Source organism: Lysobacter sp. Hz25 (genome assembly GCF_046097045.1).
Lineage (GTDB): Bacteria > Pseudomonadota > Gammaproteobacteria > Xanthomonadales > Xanthomonadaceae > Lysobacter > Lysobacter antibioticus_B.
This window is the reverse complement of record NZ_CP175666.1, coordinates 2,775,101-2,793,005: the sequence shown is the minus strand read 5'-3', so window position 1 is coordinate 2,793,005 and position 17,905 is coordinate 2,775,101. Positions and strand designations below refer to the sequence as shown.

The following is a 17,905-nucleotide window of genomic DNA, read 5'->3' as shown; positions in this document are numbered from 1 at the left end:
CGCGCAGTTTAACGGATGCGCGTGCCGGCCCCGAAACGACGACGCCCCCGGCCTTGCGACCGGGGGCGTCGTTGCATGCGGACGATGCAGGTATCGCGATCAGTTGACCCGGAACACGCCGCGGCAGCCGCCGGCGACCCACACGCCATTGCGGTCCCAGCCCCAGGTCTGGCCTTCGATGCACGGCGAACCGGAGTTCTGCTTGATCAGGCGCGCGTCGCGGCGAATCGACATGTTGCAGCGGTTCTGGCGATTGTTGCGCGACTCGCAGCTGACTTCCTGGCCGCCACCGCCCCAACCGCCACCGCCGCCGTTCCAGCCGCCACCACCGCCGCCACCGCCGCGCGAGGCGACGAATTCGGCGCGGCAACCGTCGCTCACCCAGACCTCACCGGGGCGCGAACCCCAACTGCGGCCCTCGATGCACGGCGAGCTCGAAATCTGGCGTTGCAGGCGTGCGCGATTGCCGTCGATGCGGCAGGTGCGCGGGCGGTTGTCGTTGGAATCGCAGCGCACGACTTCGCCGCTGCCGCCACCGCCGCCGTTCCAGCCACCGCCGCCGCCGTTCCAACCGCCGCCACGGCCCAGGGTGAACTCGGCGCGGCAACCCTCACGGACCCAAACGCCCGAGCGGTCGTAGCCCCAGGTGCGCCCCTGGCTGCACGCCGACTTGGACAACTGTCGGCTGAGCTGCACGCCGCCGCGCGTATCGGCGTCGCAACGACGCTCGCGGTTGTCGTTGGATTCGCAACGGATCACGTTGTTGGAACCGTAATCGTCGTACTGCGGCGCGGCCTGTGCGGCGCCGGCGGCCATGCCGAGGCCGACCATCAGGCCCAGACCGGAAAGAATGCGTGCGGACATGTTCGTGCTCCTTGTCAATGTGCCATGGACTCTATCTGAACCCGCTTAACGCCAGCCCAAGATTTCCGCCATCGGCAACGGAGAGGAAAAAACGTTCATGAGTCGCTTAGTTTGCGTGATTGCTGCACTGCAACGTCGCGCCTCGTTCGGCAAAACAACGCGATGCATTTACCGACTCGAATCAACCGCCGCCGCGCCGGTAATCGAGCTCGAAGTCGGCACGGCAGCCGTCCTCCACCCACACCCCGTGCGCGTCATAGCCCCAACTGCGGCCTTCGATGCATTCGGTCTTCGACAACTGCTTGACCATGCGCACGCCCAGGCCGGTTTCGCCATCGCAACGGCGCGCGCGCCGGTCCTGCGATTCGCAACGCAGCAAGGGCTTGCGCGCCTGCGTGGCCGGTTCCTCGACACCGAGCAGACGGAATTCGGCGCGGCAACCGCCCGACACCCAGATGCCCTGCTTGTCGGCGCCCCAGCTTTGATTGCGCAGGCAAGGTTGTTTGGAAAGTTGCTGGGCCAGCACCGCGCCCTCGCCGATCTTCGCTGGGCAGTGGTTCCAGCGGCCGCCACGCGACTCACACTTGATCACGCGCGCACCGGTGGTGCTGTCGCGGCCGCTGCCGCCCTTGCCGAGCACGAAATCCGCCGCGCAGCCCTGCGACACCCACACGCCGCCGCGGTCGGCACCCCAGCTCGTGCCCTCGACGCAAGGCTTTCCGGAAGTGCGATGGACCAGGCGCACGCCTTCGCGGGTGTCGGCCGGACAGCGCACGACTTCCTCGCCGCTGGAAGCGCAGCGCAACAGACGCCCACCGTACAGGCGCTCGCCCACCGGCTCTGCGCGAGCCTGCGTGCACGCCAAACCGGCGAACGCCAGCCATTGGATCGCGATCATCACACCACGCATGCACGTCCCCCCGCACCCGACCCGATCACTCTAACCGCGATCGATGAAACTGCAATCAAAACGCGGCAGTTACCGTTCGCCGCTGCATGCGGGGTTCATCGCCGTCACGCGCGCGTGAAATCGAAGCTCAGCACATCGGCGATGCGGCCGGTGCCGAGCATCGCCATGAGCAGGCGGTCGACGCCGAGCGCGACACCGGCGCAGGCCGGGAAACCGCTGCCGAGCGCGGCCAGCAAGGCCTCGTCGCGCGGCGGCACCGGCACGCCGCGCGCGGCGCGGAGCGCGCGGTCGCGATCGAAACGAGCGCCCTGTTCGGCCGAATCGGCAAGCTCGTGGTAGCCGTTGGCCAGTTCCAGGGGGCCGAGATAAAGCTCGAAGCGTTCGGCCACCGGCCAACCGTCGCCGTCGTCGCGCAAGCGCGCCAGGGCACATTGCGAGGCCGGGTAATCGTGCACGGCCAGCAGGCCGTCGGCGGCGAAGGTCGGCTGCAGGCGATGGGTCATCAACAGGTCGAGCCAATCGTCGCGGTTCAAGCCCTCTGGATCGATGACCACCTCGCCGAGCGCGGCTCGCAGTACCGACTCGTCGGCGCTGAAAGGGTCCAGGCCGAGGCGCTGGCGGTACAGCTCGCGATAGGTGATCGACTGCAGGCCGGCATCGCGGCCGACCAGACCCAGGGCCGTGCGCACCAAGGCCGCCGTTTCGTCGATCAGGCGGCGATGATCCCAACCGAGCCGATACCACTCGAGCATGCTGAACTCGGGGTTGTGGCGGCCGCCGGCCTCGCCGTCGCGGAACACCCGGCCGAGTTCGTAGCAATCGCCGAAGCCGGCCGCGAGCAGACGCTTGAGCGGAAACTCCGGCGAAGTGCGCAGCCAACGCGTGCGCGGCGCGCCGTCGGTGCGGCCGCTGAACTGCAACGAGAACGAGGCGATGTTCGGGTCGGTGTTGCCGGCGACCGACAACACCGGGGTTTCGACCTCGACGACAGCGCGTTCGGCGAAGAAGGCGCGGATTGCCGCATTGAGCCGCGCGCGCAGGCGCAGCGACTCGAACGATGCCGACGGCTTCCAGTGTTCGTCCCGGCTCATTCGTGCTCGGCCAGCTCGTGCTCGGCCAGGAATGCCAACAACTTGGCTTCGTCCCAGATCTCGACGCCGAGTTCCTGCGCCTTGTCGAGCTTGGAACCGGCGGCTTCGCCGGCGACGACGAAGCTGGTCTTCTTCGACACACTGCCGGCCACCTTGGCGCCCAGGGCCTCCAGACGCACCTTGGCCTCGTCGCGGGTCAACGCGGTCAGGCTGCCGGTCAATACCGCGGTCTGGCCGTCGAGCGGGCCGCTCGCGGCGGCCGAGGCGGCCGGCGTCAGCGCATCCAGTCGCGCCAGCGCGTCGCCGACGCGGGTCAGCAAGCGCGCGTTCTCGTCCACGTTCAACCACGTCGTCAGCGCCTGCGCACTGTCGGCCGGCAAGCCGGCGGTGATGTAGGCGTGCTCCGGCGCATCGCGCAGCTTCTCGGCGCTGCCGAACGCGGCCGCGAGCTGATCGGCGCGGATGCGCGTGACCTTGGGAATTTCCATGTCGACCAGCAAGGTCGCCAGGTTCAGGCTTTCGCGCAGTTTCGGCGACGGCGCGTGGGTGTCGCCGATCTTGACCTTGCGTTCGAGCAAGTCGTCGATGACCTGCTGATTGCCAGGCTGATCGAAGAAATGACCGAGCGAACGCGCGACTTCGCCGCCGACGTCGGGCACGCGCTTGAACAACGGCCACGGCAGATGCCGGATCAAATCCAGATCGCCGAACCACACCGACAAGGCCTTGGCCGTGCTCTCGCCGACGTGCTGGATGCCGAGCGCGAACAAAAAGCGTTCGAGCGTGGTGCTGCGGCTGTGGTCGATCGCCTCGATGAGGTTGTCGGCCCACTTGGTCGCGACCTTGCCGGCCTTTACGGTCTCGGGCGTGGTGCCGTCGCGTTCCTCGGCGCGGCGCTTCATCTGCAGCAGATCGTCGAGCTCGAGTTTGTAGAGGTCGGCGACCGATTGCAGATAGCCCAGGTCGGACAGATCCTCGATATAGCGATCGCCGAGGCCTTCGATGTCCATCGCCCGGCGCGAGGCGAAGTGACGGATCGCCTCCTTGCGCTGTGCGGCGCAGGTCAGCTCGCCCGAGCAGCGCCACACCACGCCGTCCTCTTCGCGCACGATCTCCGAACCGCACACCGGGCACTCGCCCGGCATCTGCCATTGCGGCGCGTTCGGGTCGCGATATTCCGGCACCACCCTCACGATTTCCGGGATCACGTCGCCGGCGCGGCGCACGATCACGGTGTCGCCGATGCGCACGTCGAGGCGCGCGATCTGGTCGGCGTTGTGCAGGGTCGCATTGGTCACGACCACACCGGCGACCTGCACCGGCTTGAGGCGCGCGACCGGCGTCGCCGCGCCGGTGCGGCCGATCTGGATGTCGATGCCTTCGAGCACCGTCGATTGTTCCTGCGCCGGGAACTTGTGCGCGATCGCCCAACGCGGCGCGCGCGAGACGAAGCCCATCTCGCGCTGGCCGGCGTAGTCGTCGAGCTTGTAGACCACGCCGTCGATATCGAACGGCAGCGTGTCGCGCTTGGCGCCCATCTGCCGGTAATAACCCAGCAAGCCGTCGGTGCCTGCGACGACGCCGCTCTCGGTGCTGACCGGGAAGCCCCAGTCGCGCAATTGCTTCAAGGTCGCCGAATGGGTCGGCGGCAGTTCGTAGCCTTCGACCAGACCGACCGCATACGCATAGAACGCCAGCGGCCGCTGCTTGGTGATGCGCGGGTCGAGCTGGCGCAGCGAACCGGCGGCGCCGTTGCGCGGATTGGCCAGGACCTTGCCGCCTTCGCTGAGGGCCTTCTCGTTATAGGCCTTGAAGGCGGCCAGGGGCATGTAGATTTCGCCGCGGACTTCCAGCACCGGCGGCCAGTGCTCGCCGCGCAGGCGCATCGGGATGGCATTGATCGTGCGCAGGTTCTGGGTGACGTCCTCGCCGGTGGCGCCGTCGCCGCGGGTCGCGCCCTGGACGAAACGGCCGCCCTCGTAGCGCAGGCTGATCGCCAGGCCGTCGAGCTTGGGTTCCACCGAGAACGCCGGCGCGGTGCGATCCAGGCGCTCTTCGATGCGGCGGACGAAATCGGCTACTTCCTCGTCGGCGAAGGCATTGCCGAGCGAGAGCATGGGCACCGCGTGGCGAACCTCGTCGAAGGCCCCCGAGGGCGCGGTGCCGACGCGCTGGGTCGGCGAATCGGGCGTGGCGAGGTCCGGATGCGCGGCTTCGAGCGCTTCCAGCTCGCGCAGCAGACGATCGTAATCGGCGTCGGCCAGGGTCGGGTCGTCGAGGACGTAATAGCGATAGTTGGCGTCTTCGAGCTGGCGGCGCAGCTCGCCGGCGCGCTTCGCGGCCTGGGCGGCGTCTTTCTTGGATTCGGTCGTCACGGGCGTGGGTCCTGGCGCTGCCGATGCGGCGGGGCGGATGGCATTTTGAACGGGATTCGCACGATTGTGGACGGTCGGCGTCGCGCAGGGCGCGATGACCGGCGGAATCGGGGTGATTGATGCCGAGAGCAGAAGCAAATCCCCCCCCCCAAAGGGGGGAATCCTTCGGGTGGGATGGGTATGCGGTGGAGGATTCAGTCTTCGGATCGCCCGCGGCGACGAGCTTCCGCCTGCCGTTGCCGTTGCCGTTGCCGTAAAGATCTTTGCCTTTGCCGTGCGCAGCCTCGCACTAGCGAAGGCAATCGAAGACCCGAAGGGCGGTCCGCATGGATGCGGGCCGTTTTTCATCGGGACAGGGATGTCCCGTATGAAAAATCCCTGCGTCGGCATCGCTCGTGCGGGCTTGTGATTCAAAGAAAAGCAACTTCTTTGGTTACCTTTCTTTTGTTGCTTATGACAAAAGAAAGTAACCCGCCGCTTTAGTGGCGGAAGCTTTTGGCGTTTGATCTTGATCTTGATGCAGAGGTACGCAGCAAGACCGTCGCAGCGCGGTCGCGGCTTGTGACCGAAGGAAATCCAGTAGGGCGCCGCTCCTACCCTGGCGACGAATCGGCCCTTCAATGACTAAGGCATTGCGGACTCTGCGCGTCCCGCGGTCGGGGCTTGCGCCGCTCCTACCCTGGCGGAAAGTGCGCCGCTTCGATGGATGACGTCTGCCTTGCGGGCTCTGTGCGTCCCGTGGTCGCGGCTCACGCCGCTCCTACAGAGGGCCAAGCCTAACCCTGCAACACCGCAGCGGCGCGAATAGCGCCGCTATCGGTTCACCAACGCGTCGGCTTGCTCAACGGCGGCGCTTCGCGCTGGCGATCGTAGGCACGCAGTTCGTCGCGCAAATGAGCGATGCGCTGGCGGCCGAGGGCATTGCGCTGCTCGTCCAGCACCACCGCATCCAGCAACTCGGCCATGCGCTGCGCCGTCGGCAGCATGGTTTCCCAGGCATCGAGGGCCGGGATCGGCGCCGGCAGGGTCAGGAAGAACGCCACTGCCGGGGTCTCCAGCGACTGGATCGTCGCCATGTCGAAACTACCGGGCTTCATGATGTTGGCGACGCTGAACACCGGGCCGCGCTCGGGGTGGCCTTCGACCAGACGGTGGAACACGCCCATGTGGCCATAGACCAGGCCGGCCTTTTCGGCGGCGACCACGATGTCGGGGCCGTGCAGCTTCTGCCCGGCGCGCGCGGCCAGGTACAGGGTCACGATCTTGTCGAACTCTTCGCTGACGCGACGGCCGAGATCGCTGTTGGCGGCATTGGCGCCGCCTTCCAGGGTGCGGTCGAACAGTTCCAGCTCGGCCTGGGTGGTGGCCTCGCCCGGCACGGTCGAGGATTCGCCGAGCTCGTTTTCGATCTGCTCGCCCAACGAGGGCTCCTGGCGGGTACCCGGCTTGCGCTCGCCGGTACGCGGCGTTTCCTCTCGGGCGACGCGCTTGCCCTGCCCCGGCTTGCGCGGGCGGCCGAAGAACACGATCGCGCCGATCAGGATCAGACCGGCGATGAGGATGCCGATCCGCAGCAGTGTCACGTCGGACATCGGTTGCTCCTTTTGATGCAGGGATTCGGGATGGGAGATTGGGGATTCGTCAAAGCGGCTGCGCCGGCTCTCGATTCCCTGCCCTGTCCCGACTCCCTAACTTAATCACGAATACGACGCAGGCCTCGGCTGTCGCCCGTCCTGCGTCCCGAATCATTCATCCCGACCGCGCGACTTACGCCGCACCGGCCAGACGCGTCGCCTCGGCCAGGTCGACCGAGACGAGACGGCTGACGCCGGGCTCGCGCATGGTCACGCCGGAGAGTTGTTGCGCGGCTTCCATCGTCGCCTTGTTGTGGCTCACGAACAGGAACTGTACCTGTTCGCTCATCTCGCTGACCATCGCGGTGAAGCGACCGACGTTGGCTTCGTCGAGCGGCGCGTCGACTTCGTCGAGCAGGCAGAACGGCGCCGGGTTCAAACGGAAGATCGCGAACACCAGCGCCACTGCGGTCATCGCCTTCTCGCCGCCGGACAGCAGCGAGATGTTCGACACGCGCTTGCCGGGCGGGCGCGCCATGATCGCCACGCCGGTGTCGAGCAGGTCTTCGCCGGTCAGTTCCAGGTAGGCGTGGCCGCCGCCGAACAGGCGCGGATACAGTTCCTGCACGCCGGAATTGACGCGGTCGAAGGTGTCTTTGAAGCGGCCGCGGGTCTCGCGGTCGATCTTGCGGATCGCATCTTCCAGGGTTTCCAGCGCGGTGTTGAGGTCGGTGAACTGGGCGTCGAGGTAGTCCTTGCGCTGCGCCGCCTCGGCGTGTTCGGCGATCGCCGCCAGGTTGACCGGTTCCAGGCGCCGCAGCTTGCCGTCGAGTTCGGCGACCGTGCGCTCCCAGACCTGCGGTTCGGCGTTCTCGTCGAGGGCGTTGACCACGTCTTCGAGCACCGCGCCGGCCTCGGCGATGGCCGTGGTCAGGGTTTCGGCCTTGAGCACCAGCGCCTGCTGTTCGAGGCGGCGCTGGCCGATGGCTTCGCGCTGTTGCAGGGCCTGCTCGTCGCGTTGCTGGCGGGTCTGCTCGAACTTGCGCAGGTCGTTGTCGATGCCGTCGAGCGCGGTGCGCGCGGCGGTCAGGTCGTGTTCGGCGACGACGCGCTGCTCCAGCGCGACCTGGCGCTGTTGCTCCAGCGCCAGCACCGGCTGGTCGCCGTCGGCAAGCTGCGCCGACAGTTCGCCCAGGCGCGAGTCGAGCTGGCCGCGCTGGCCGCCCATGCGCTCCAGCGCCTGGCTCAGGCCGGCGATCTGGGCGCGTTGGGTTTCCAGGGTCAGGCTCAATGCATGCGCGGCGTCGCGCGATTCGCGCGCGGCGTTGCGGGCGGCGTCGCGTGCTTCGAACAAGCGGCGGCGTTCGGATTCGAGCTCCAGGCGCGCGTCTTCCAGCTCGCCCATGCGCTCGATCGCCGTTTCCTGGCGGGTGCGCGCTTCGCGCGCCTGCTCGCCGCCGGCGTCGATCAGGATCAGCAACTGTTCGAGTTCAGCATCGATCTTCTCGATGCGGTTGCGCGCCGAATCCAGGCGGCCCTGGTGGCTCTGCAACTGGCCGGCGAGTTCGGACACGCCGCGGTGGGCCATGTACAGGGCGCGCTGGGCGTCCTCGCGCTGTTGCTCGGACGCCAGCAGGCGGTCGCGCAACTGGATCTGGGTCTGTTCGAGCTCGCGCTCGCGGCTCTGCAGGGTCTCGATCTCGGCGCGCAGGCTCTGGATCTCGCGTTCGCGCAGCAGCGCGCCCTGCTTGGCCGCGCCGGAGCGCAGCACCCGCACCCAGCCGGCGCCGAGGCGCTCGCCGTTGCGGGTGATCACGGTTTCTTCCGCGCCCAGCGACGGCTGCAGCGCGCGCGCCGCGGCCAGGTCGTCGGCGCCGTGCAGGCGCGACAGCAGGCGGCGGATCGCCGCCGGGCCCTGCACCTTCGAGGCCAGCGAGGTCGGCGCGTAAACGCTGTCGTCGCGCGCGGGCGAGACCAGGGTCAGGCGGCCTTCGCCGAGTTCGCCGATCGCATCGACCAGCGCTTCCGGCGATTCGACCAGCACGCCCTCGATCAGTTGGCCGAGCGCGCTTTCGACCGCGTTTTCCCAGCCCGCCTCGACGGTCAGGGTTTCGCCGACGCGTTGCGCCGAATCCAGCCCGCGCGCCTGCAGCCAGGTCAGCGCGGCGCCCTGCTCCAGGCCGAGCGCGGCCTGCTGCAGGGTTTCCAGCGAGGACAGACGGCCGCGCGAAGTCTGCGCCTGCTTGCGCACCTCGGCCAGTTGGTTCTGGGTGGCGCGCTGTTGCTCCTGCAGGTCCGAAACCGTGCTCTTGCGGGTCTCCAACTCGTCGGTCAGGCTTTCCAGCGATTCCTTCTGCAGGTCGTGCTGGCTCTGCAATTGCTCGAAGGCCTCGGCGAGCGCGGCGACGTCCAGGCCGGTGCGTTCGGCGGTCATCGCCTCGCGGCGGCGATCGGCTTCCAGGGTCTGGCGATCGAGGCCTTCCAGGCGGGTGCGCTCGACGTCGGCGGCACGCGCGGCCTCGGATTGTTCGCGGCTGTGCGCATCCCAACGCTGCTGCCAGTCGTTGAGCTTGGTTTCGGCATCGCGCAGCGCGTCCTGACGCGCTTCGTCGTCTTCGCGCATCGCCTCGATGCGCGGCTCGGCGTCGGCGACCGCCGCCAGCAGCACGTCCAGGCGCGCCTGATCGCTGCCGATGTGTTCGCCGATCTCGGCGAGGGCCGCCATCGCTTCGTCGCGCGCCTTGTGCAGGCGCCCGGACATTTCGCGCTGGTGCTGAATCTGCTGTTCGACCCGGGCCAGCACGCCGCCGACCTCGTAGCTCGCGGCCTGCGCCTTGTTGAGCGCTTCGGCGGCCTCTTCGCGGCGCACGCGCCCGGTCTCGAGCTCGCGCTCGGCCTCGCGCTGCTCGGCGATCAATTGCTGCAGACGGGTTTCCTGCTGCGACAAGCGCTCGCGCTGGCTCTGCAGTTTCTGGTCGAGGGCGCGGTATTCCAGCGCCTTCCACTCCACGTCCTTGACCTTGCGCTCGGCCTGGATCGCCTGGTACTGCTCGGCCTGGCGGGCCTGGCGGCGCAGGTGTTCGAGCTGCTTGCCGACTTCCTCGCGCAGATCGTTGAGGCGGTCGAGGTTCTCGCGGGTGTGGCGGATACGGGTTTCGGTTTCCTTGCGCCGTTCCTTGTACTTGGAAATGCCGGCGGCTTCTTCGAGATAAACGCGCAGGTCCTCGGGCTTGGCCTCGATGATCTGGCTGATCATGCCCTGCTCGATGATCGAGTAGCTGCGCGGCCCCAGGCCGGTGCCGAGGAACAGGTCGGTGATGTCGCGACGGCGGCATTTGCCGCCGTTGAGGTAGTACTGGCTGGTGCCGTCGCGGCTGACCGTGCGCTTGACCGAGATCTCGTTGAACGCGGCGAATTCGCCGGTGATGGTGTGGTCGGAGTTGTCGAAGATCAGCTCGACCATCGCCTGCGAGACCGGCTTGCGCGCCGAAGAGCCGGCGAAGATCACGTCGGTCAGCGAGTCGCCGCGCAGGCGGCTGGCCGAGCTTTCGCCCATGACCCAACGCACTGCGTCGATGATGTTCGACTTGCCGCAGCCGTTGGGCCCCACCACACCGGTCATGTTGGTGGGCAGATGCAGCGTGGTCGGATCGACGAAGGACTTGAAACCGGACAGCTTGATCGTGGACAGACGCATGCGCGGGTGTGGTCCCTGGCGCGCCGGGCGGCGCCGCCGTGAAAACGTGAAAATGGATGAGACAACATACCCAAGTTATTGAATCACTTGGAAGAGATACCGCTTTGGACGGCGCTCCCTCGCGAGTATAGCGGGCCAGCGCGAGGCTCGCCGCGAACGGCTTCAGCGCTGCCTCAGGCGGCCATGGCGCCGACCTGCCGGCGGCCTGTGCCGAACCGCGTCGATTTGCCCGCCGCCGCGCCGGACGGGCTCCGTCCCGCCACGCGTTCATGGTAAACATGGGCGATTCGGCGAATCGACCGCATTCGCCCGCCGCCATGACAGGGAGTGACACGGCATCGCATGAGCTCTCGCAGCAGCCGTCCGAGCGACCCCAATCCGGCCCGCAAGGCCGGCGAACACCTGACCATGGCCGATCTGGCCGAACTGGCGGGCGTTTCCGCGATCACCGTCTCGCGCGCCCTGCGCGACAGCCCCCTGGTCAACCCGGAGACCCGGGCCAAGATCAAGGAACTGGCCGAGCAACAGGGCTATCAGTTCAACATCAGCGCGCGCAATCTGCGCCTGCGCCGCAGCATGACCGTGGCGGTGGTGGTCGAGATGAAGCCGACCGTCGAGCGCCAGATGTCCGGCTCGTACCCGCTGGACCTACTGGGCGGCATCAGCCAGGAGCTGACCTCGGCCGGCTACAGCGTGCTGCTGACCTCGCTGCAGGGCGGCGCCCTGCCGAGCGTGCAGGCCGCCGACGGGGTGATCCTGCTCGGCCAGGGCGCGCACGAAGACGCCATGCACGAGGTGCAGCGCTGGGGTCGGCCGATGGTGGTCTGGGGGGCGGTCAGCCGCCACGAGACCCAGGTCGTGGTCGGCAGCGACAATCACCGCGGCGGCAAGCTCGCCGCCGAGCGCTTCCTGGCCCTCGGCCGGCGCCGGCCGGTGTTCCTCGGCGACAGCGCCCACGGCGAATTCGCCGAACGCCTGGAAGGTTTCACCGAAACCCTGGCCGAACACGGCATCGTGCCGCTGACCCCGAACGTGGCCAACTTCACTGTCAGCGCCGGCGCCCAGGCGGTGCACCAGTTGCTCGACGAGCACCCGCAGTTCGATGCCCTGTTCGCGGCCAGCGATCTGCTCGCGATCGGCGCCATCCGCGCCCTGATCGAGCGCGGCCGGCGGGTGCCGGAGGACGTCTCGGTGATCGGCTACGACGACACCCCGCTCGGCGCGACCTATCTGCCGCCGCTGACCTCGATCCACCAGAACTTCGTCGACGCCGGCGTGTCGCTGGCGCGCAAGATCCTGGCGATGATCGAAGGCCGCCCGGCGCAGTCGGAGATCCTGCCGACCCATTTGGTGGCGCGCGTCACCTGAACGTTTCGGCCCGATGCGCGTTGCGATGCTGCATCGCAACGCGAATTTCGTCGCGGCGGGTCGAAACCTGGCGGATTCTCCCGCACCGCAGCAATCGTTTAAGCCGCTGATTCGCATCGTTTAAGCCTTGCCAAGAACGCGACTGTCGGCCTGGAAAAACAAGCACTGAAGCACACTATCGAAGTCGATTGTTATCGATAACTTGACATCGATAACAACGCCTCTCTACGGTCCGCGGCAACGACGCACTCAGGTCCCCGCCGCGTGATCCAGCCCCAAGCCCCACCGCACCTTCCCCCTGCTTCCCCCGAGGCCAATGCCTGGCGCCTGCGCCAGGACCGCTTCGACCCGGCCCAGCGCCGCCGCGACGAAACCCTGTACGCACTCGCCAACGGCTCGCTCGGCGTACGCGGCGGCTTCGAGGAAGCCGACGGCGGCAGCGACGGCAGCTTCCTGGCCTCGGTCTACGAAAAGCATCCGATCCACTACCACGAACGTTTCCCCGGCTTCGCCCGCAGCACCGACACCCGCCTGCCGGTCGCCGACGGCCAGCGCATCGCGGTGTGGCTGGGCAAGCAACGCCTCGACATCGACGATGCCGAATGGCTGGCGTTCGAGCGCGAACTCGATCTGCGCAGCGGCCGCCTGAGCCGTCGCCTGCGGCTGCGCACCGCCCAGGGCCAGACCCTGCAGATCCACGCCGAACGCGTGCTGCCCTTCGACGCCGCAACATCAGGCGTCGACCTGCTGGCGATCCGCTACCGGGTCGAATCGATCGATTACAGCGGCCCGCTGAGCTTGGCCTCGGCGATCGAATGTGGCCACCAGGCCGCCGAACAGGGCGACGACCCGCGCATCGGCGTGGCGGTGTCGGAAGGGCTGCGGCTGTTGGCGGCGCAGGCCGACGAACACGGCGCCCACGTCCTGCAATCGACCCGCCACAGCAACGTGCGCGTGGCCTGCGCGCAGGCCCATCGCCTCGACGGCGGCCTGGGTTTCGGCGCGGCCGAACGCGCCGACGAACACGTGCTGCAACGCTACGACGGCACGCTGCAGCCCGGCGATTCGCTGACGTTGGAAAAATTCGTCGCCTACGCCAGCGGCAGCGAAGACAGCGAATTGGCCGAACGCGCGACGCAGGCGGTCGCACGCGCTGTCGTCGCCGGGTTCGATGCCCTGGCCGCGCAACAGGCCGCTGCCCTGGCCGAATTCTGGGACGGCGCCGAACTCTCCATCGACGGCGATGCGTCCGCCGAACAGGCGCTGCGCTTCAACCTGTTCCATTTGCTGCAATCGGCCGGCCGCGACGGCGTCAACGGCACCGCCGCCAAGGGCCTCACCGGCGAAGGCTACGAAGGCCATTATTTCTGGGACACCGAAGCCTTCATGTTGCCGGTGATGGTGTACACCGCACCGGAGGTGGCCCGCGCCATGCTGCATGCGCGTTACCTTGCGTTGGAGCCCGCGCGCCGGCACGCACGCGAGATGAACCATCCGCGCGGTGCGCTGTTCCCGTGGCGCACGATCACCGGCGGCGAATGCTCGGCGCACTACCCCTCGGGTTCGGCGGCTTATCACATCAACGCCGCGGTCGCCTACGCGATCGGGCTGTATGTCGACGCCACCGGCGATGTCGATTTCCTGCTCGAAAGCGGCGCCGAGATCCTGTTCGAAACCGCACGCATCTGGCCGCAGATCGGCCATTTCAACCCGCGCCGCGGCGGCGCGTTCTGCATCCACGAAGTCACCGGCCCGGACGAGTACACCGCCCTGGTCGACAACAACTTCTACACCAACCGCATGGCCCAGCAGCACCTGCTGCGCGCAGTGCAGGTGTGGCAGCGACTGCACGCCGAGCGCCCGCAACAGGTCGCCGAGCTGGCGGCACGGTTGGGCCTGGACGCGCACGAAGTCGAGAGCTGGCGCCGCGCCGGCGAGGCCATGTTTCTGCACTACGACGAAGCCCTGGGCATCTACGCCCAGGACGACACCTTCCTCGACAAGCCGCGCTGGCCGTTCCCGAAACACGAAGGCGAGCATCGTCCTTTATTGCTCGACTTCCATCCGCTCACCCTTTACCGCCACCAGGTCTGCAAGCAGGCCGACGTGATCATGGCCCTGGTGCTGGCCGGCGACGGCATTCCCGCCGAGGTCAAGCGCCGCAGCTTCGATTACTACGAAGCGGTGACCACCCACGACTCGACCCTGTCGGCCTCGGTGTTCGGCATCCTCGCCAGCGAAGTCGGCCATGCCGAACAAGCGGCGAAATATTTCGCCGAGAACCTGCGCGTCGATCTCGACGATCTGCACGGCAATACCGACCACGGCGTGCACATGGCCGCGCTGGCCGGCACCTGGCTCGGCCTGGTCTCCGGCTTCGCCGGCCTGCGCGCGGTCGACGGTACGCTGCATTTCGCCCCGACCCTGCCCTCCGGCTGGAACGGCTACGGCTTCGGCCTGCGCTGGCAGGGCCGGCGCCTGCGCCTGCGGGTGAGCCGCGACGGCGTCGAGTACCGCTTGCTCGAAGGCGCGCCGCTGACGATCGAACACGAAGGCCGCCGCGTCGAACTCAACCGCGTTGCGGACCTGCGCGCACCGCTGGCCGCACCCGGCGGCCCCGCCCCACTCGCCTTTCCGCGTCCGGCCCGTGCCCTGATCTTCGACCTCGACGGCGTGCTCACCGACACCGCCCAGACCCATTACCGCGCCTGGAAGCGCATGGCCGACGAGGAAGGGTTGCCGTTCGACGAGCAGGTCAACGAACTGCTCAAGGGCGTCGACCGCATGGCCTCGCTCGACATCATCCTGCGCCATGCCGGGCGCGTGCTCGGCCGCGACGAAAAGCTCGCCCTGGCCGAACGCAAGAACGCCTACTACGTCGAGGCGATCCGGGAGGTCACGCCGAAGGATCTGTTCGCCGGCGTCGAGCGCCTGCTCGAACAGGCACGCGCACGCGGCCTTAAGCTCGGCCTGGCCTCGGCCAGCCGCAACGCCGGCGCGCTGTTGGAACGGCTCGGCATCGCCGACCGCTTCGACTATATCGCCGACTCGGCGCACATCGCCCGCGCCAAGCCCGACCCGGAAATCTTCCTGACCGTCGCCGCCGCGCTCGGCGTGCCGCCGTCGCAGTGCATCGGCCTGGAAGACGCCGCCGCCGGCGTGGTCGCCATCAAATCGGCCGGGATGGCCGCGGTCGGCATCGGCGATGCCCTCGCCCTGGCGCGCGCCGATGCCTGCCTGCCGGATATCGCCTCCTTCGACCTGGACGCTTTCGTTTTGCCCTGACCGCGCGCGGCATGCACTGCCGCGGCGGGGATACCACCACCGATCGATCCGTTTGCATAACCAATACAAGATGAGTGGGGAGAACACCATGCAGCACACGTCTACCAAGCAACGCCAACTGATGCGTTTGGCACTGTCCGCGGCGATCGCCGCCGCGTTGGCGCCGGGCTACGCCCTGGCCCAGGAGGCCGCCGCAGCGGCGCCGGCACCGCAGGCCGTAAGCGGCAGCGAATCGGCGACCACCCTCGACGCGGTCATCGTCAGCGGCACCGCGCGCTTCAAGGGCATCCGCAAGCGCGACGCCAGCTTCTCGATCACCACCGCTTCGCTCGAACAGATCCAGGAAGCGGTGCCGCTGAGCACCGCCGACGCGCTCAAGGTCGTGCCGGGCATCTGGGCCGAATCGGCCGGCGGCAGCACCGGCGCCAACATCTTCGTGCGCGGCATGCCCTCGGAAGGCGACGCCCCGTTCGTGACCGTGCAGATGGACGGCGCGCCGCTGTACCCGCCGCCGACCCTGTCCTTCCTCGAGAACTCGACCCTGTTCCGCATGGACGACACCATCGAGCGCATGGAAGTGCTGCGCGGCGGCCCGAGCCCGATCTTCTCCAACGGCCAGCCCGGCGCGACGGTCAACTTCATCCAGAAGAAGGGCGGCGAAGAACCGGCCGGCAGCGTCCGCGTCGGCCTGGGCAGCGATAACCTGCGCCGCGTCGACCTGTTCAACAGCGGCAAGCTCGGCGAAGGCTGGTACTACAGCGTCGGCGGCTTCTACCGCACCACCGACGGCGTGCGCGACACCCAGTTCCCGGCCGACAAGGGCGGCCAGCTCAGCGCCACCCTGACCCACAGCTGGGACAGCGGCGAAGTGACGGTCTACGCGCGCCACACCAACGACAAGAACGCCTTCTTCACTCCGATCCCGCTGCTTTCGCGCAACAACGGCAGCAGCCTGTCGAGCTTCCCGGGCCTGGACGCGCAGACCGGCACCCTGCTCGGCAACGACTTCCGCCACGTGACCCTGCCGACCGGTCCGAACGGCCAGAGCATCACCCGCGACCTCGCCGAAGGCCGCGGCATCAACCTCGACGTGTTCGGCGCGTCGATGGACTTCTACGTCGGCGACTGGACCATCAGCGACCGGGTCAACTACGTCAGCGGCAGCGCGCCGACCAACGGCCTGTTCACCGGCGCCAGCCCCAAGACCATGGCCGACTTCATCGCCGGCTACGGCAGCGCCGGCACCGCCACCTACGTCAACGGCGGCGGCGCGGTCGACCCGAACCAGCAGGTGTTGACGGCCGGTTTCTGGGTGGTCGACAAGGAGCTGGAATCGTTCACCAACGACCTGCGCTTCAGCCGCGACCTGTTCGAAGGCAACACCCTCACCGCCGGCGTCTATTACGCGCGCTACTCGTCCAAGGACACCTGGTACCTCGGCAACAACATGCTGCTGACCGCGCAGAACAACGCGCGCCGGATCAACCTGAGCCTCGCCGACGGCCGCCAGGTCACCCGCGACGGTTTCACCGGCACTTCGTTCTTCTCGCTGCGCGGCGATTACGACGGCCAGAACACCGCGGTGTTCCTCGCCGACGAGTGGCAGATCAACGACCGCCTGCGCCTGGACGGGGGCATCCGCTACGAGTGGCAGCAGGTCGACGGCACCGTGCACGACGTCGCCTCGGTCGATCTGGACGGCAATCCGAACACGCTCTACGACAACGCCACCTCGGTGTCGCTGCCGACCTCGCGCCGCATCGACCAGGACGACAAGCATTTCTCCTGGACCCTCGGCCTGAACTACAAGCTCAACGACAGCGCCAGCCTGTTCGCTCGCGCCAACTCCGGCTACAAGCTGCCGGCGTTCGACAACCTGCGCGACGGCAACACCAAGACCCAGGAAATCGACCAGTACGAACTCGGCTTCAAGTCCGGCAATTCGGTCTACGACTTGTACCTGACCGCGTTCTACAACAGCTTCACCAACTCGCCGTTCCAGGCCTTCCTCGACGATGGCACCAATTTCACCACCGCCGGCGATTCGGAAGCCTACGGCGTGGAAGTGGAAGCGGCGGTGCGACCGGTCGGCGGGCTCGAACTGGCCTTGACCGGCATCTGGCTCGACGCCAAGTACGAGAACTACCGCGAATTCACCGGCAACCAGGTGATGCGCCAGCCGAAGCAGCAGTTCCGCTTTACCCCGAGCTATTTCTGGAACCTGCCGTTCGGCGACCTGAAGGTCTTCGCGACCTACTCGCGCATCGGCGACCGCTACGCCGACCTGGCCAACACCCAGAAGCTGCCCTCCTACCACACGCTCGACGTCGGCGCGAACATGCACGTCGGCGAGAACTGGGAGTTCGCGCTCACCGGCAGCAACGTCACCAACGAACTCGGCCTGACCGAAGGCAACGTGCGCGTGCCCGGCGCGGCCACCGGCGGCGTGTTCATGGGCCGCCCGATCGCAGGCCGCTCCTACCTGTTCTCGGCCGCCTATCGCTGGTGATCCAGACTCCGCGTCGCCGCACGGCGGCGACGCGGAGTTTCAGCGGGCGGCCCGATGCCGCCTGCGCGGTTTCCTCTTACCTCACCGTTCGCGCCGGCCTTGCCGGAAGCTGTCGCCCTCCCCCTCTCTCCGGCGTGCGCACTTGGCAAACCGTCGCGAACGGTCTTTTATCTCCTGGTCCGGCGTCGCGCCGGACCGCTTATCCGCTCTCCGGCCCGACGCCGGACCGCTC

The 17,905-nt window shown here is 67.8% G+C and carries 8 protein-coding genes and 2 pseudogenes; 3 read left to right on the top strand and 7 right to left on the bottom strand.

The features are described from left to right. Positions 1 to 99: 99 nt before the first annotated feature. The 7 genes and pseudogenes from ACKN61_RS11805 to smc all read right to left on the bottom strand — a co-directional run bounded on the left by ACKN61_RS11805 (position 100) and on the right by smc (position 10,511). Positions 100 to 864, bottom strand: a complete 765-nt coding sequence (locus ACKN61_RS11805; protein WP_408953600.1) for a DUF3011 domain-containing protein — start codon at positions 862 to 864, stop codon at positions 100 to 102. A gap of 181 nt (positions 865 to 1,045) precedes the next feature. Continuing rightward, positions 1,046 to 1,762 (bottom strand): DUF3011 domain-containing protein, encoded by a 717-nt coding sequence (locus tag ACKN61_RS11800; protein WP_408953599.1) that lies wholly within the window; start codon positions 1,760 to 1,762, stop codon positions 1,046 to 1,048. 116 nt (positions 1,763 to 1,878) lie between these two features. Next, a complete protein-coding gene (gene epmA / locus ACKN61_RS11795) occupies positions 1,879 to 2,865 on the bottom strand; it encodes an EF-P lysine aminoacylase EpmA (RefSeq protein ID WP_408953598.1) in 987 nt (328 codons plus the stop codon). Next, positions 2,862 to 3,212: pseudogene (locus ACKN61_RS11790) on the bottom strand (BRCT domain-containing protein); the annotation flags it as partial. The pseudogene ACKN61_RS11790 and the gene epmA, both read right to left, overlap by 4 nt. Positions 3,213 to 3,292: 80 nt before the next feature. Further along, positions 3,293 to 5,240, bottom strand: a pseudogene (gene ligA, locus ACKN61_RS11785) (NAD-dependent DNA ligase LigA); the annotation flags it as partial. Positions 5,241 to 6,061: 821 nt separating this feature from the next. Continuing rightward, positions 6,062 to 6,832, bottom strand: coding sequence for a cell division protein ZipA (gene zipA / locus ACKN61_RS11780; protein WP_408953597.1), 771 nt, complete (start codon positions 6,830 to 6,832; stop codon positions 6,062 to 6,064). 175 nt (positions 6,833 to 7,007) lie between these two features. Beyond that, positions 7,008 to 10,511, bottom strand: coding sequence for a chromosome segregation protein SMC (smc, locus tag ACKN61_RS11775; RefSeq protein ID WP_408953596.1), 3,504 nt, complete (start codon positions 10,509 to 10,511; stop codon positions 7,008 to 7,010). Positions 10,512 to 10,853: 342 nt separating this feature from the next. Between smc and ACKN61_RS11770 the strand changes: the two genes are divergently transcribed. The 3 genes from ACKN61_RS11770 (at position 10,854) to ACKN61_RS11760 (ending at position 17,673) form a co-directional block, all read left to right on the top strand. Continuing rightward, positions 10,854 to 11,879, top strand: a complete 1,026-nt coding sequence (locus ACKN61_RS11770) for a LacI family DNA-binding transcriptional regulator (protein ID WP_408953595.1) — start codon at positions 10,854 to 10,856, stop codon at positions 11,877 to 11,879. A 264-nt stretch (positions 11,880 to 12,143) separates the two neighbouring features. After that, complete coding sequence (pgmB, locus tag ACKN61_RS11765; RefSeq protein WP_408953594.1) at positions 12,144 to 15,164, top strand: beta-phosphoglucomutase; 3,021 nt, start codon at positions 12,144 to 12,146, stop codon at positions 15,162 to 15,164. 88 nt (positions 15,165 to 15,252) lie between these two features. Next, positions 15,253 to 17,673: a TonB-dependent receptor gene (locus ACKN61_RS11760; protein WP_408953593.1), complete on the top strand. Its 2,421-nt coding sequence runs from the start codon at positions 15,253 to 15,255 to the stop codon at positions 17,671 to 17,673. The last annotated feature ends 232 nt before the right edge of the window (positions 17,674 to 17,905 follow it).

What these genes read in the sequence shown, in the direction of transcription:
- ACKN61_RS11760 (WP_408953593.1), top strand. Translation starts at nt 15,253, where the DNA reads ATGCAGCACACGTCTACCAAGCAACGCCAACTGATGCGTTTGGCACTG.
- smc (WP_408953596.1), bottom strand. Translation starts at nt 10,511, where the DNA reads ATGCGTCTGTCCACGATCAAGCTGTCCGGTTTCAAGTCCTTCGTCGAT.
- ACKN61_RS11800 (WP_408953599.1), bottom strand. Translation starts at nt 1,762, where the DNA reads ATGATCGCGATCCAATGGCTGGCGTTCGCCGGTTTGGCGTGCACGCAG.
- zipA (WP_408953597.1), bottom strand. Translation starts at nt 6,832, where the DNA reads ATGTCCGACGTGACACTGCTGCGGATCGGCATCCTCATCGCCGGTCTG.
- ACKN61_RS11805 (WP_408953600.1), bottom strand. Translation starts at nt 864, where the DNA reads ATGTCCGCACGCATTCTTTCCGGTCTGGGCCTGATGGTCGGCCTCGGC.
- ACKN61_RS11770 (WP_408953595.1), top strand. Translation starts at nt 10,854, where the DNA reads ATGAGCTCTCGCAGCAGCCGTCCGAGCGACCCCAATCCGGCCCGCAAG.
- epmA (WP_408953598.1), bottom strand. Translation starts at nt 2,865, where the DNA reads ATGAGCCGGGACGAACACTGGAAGCCGTCGGCATCGTTCGAGTCGCTG.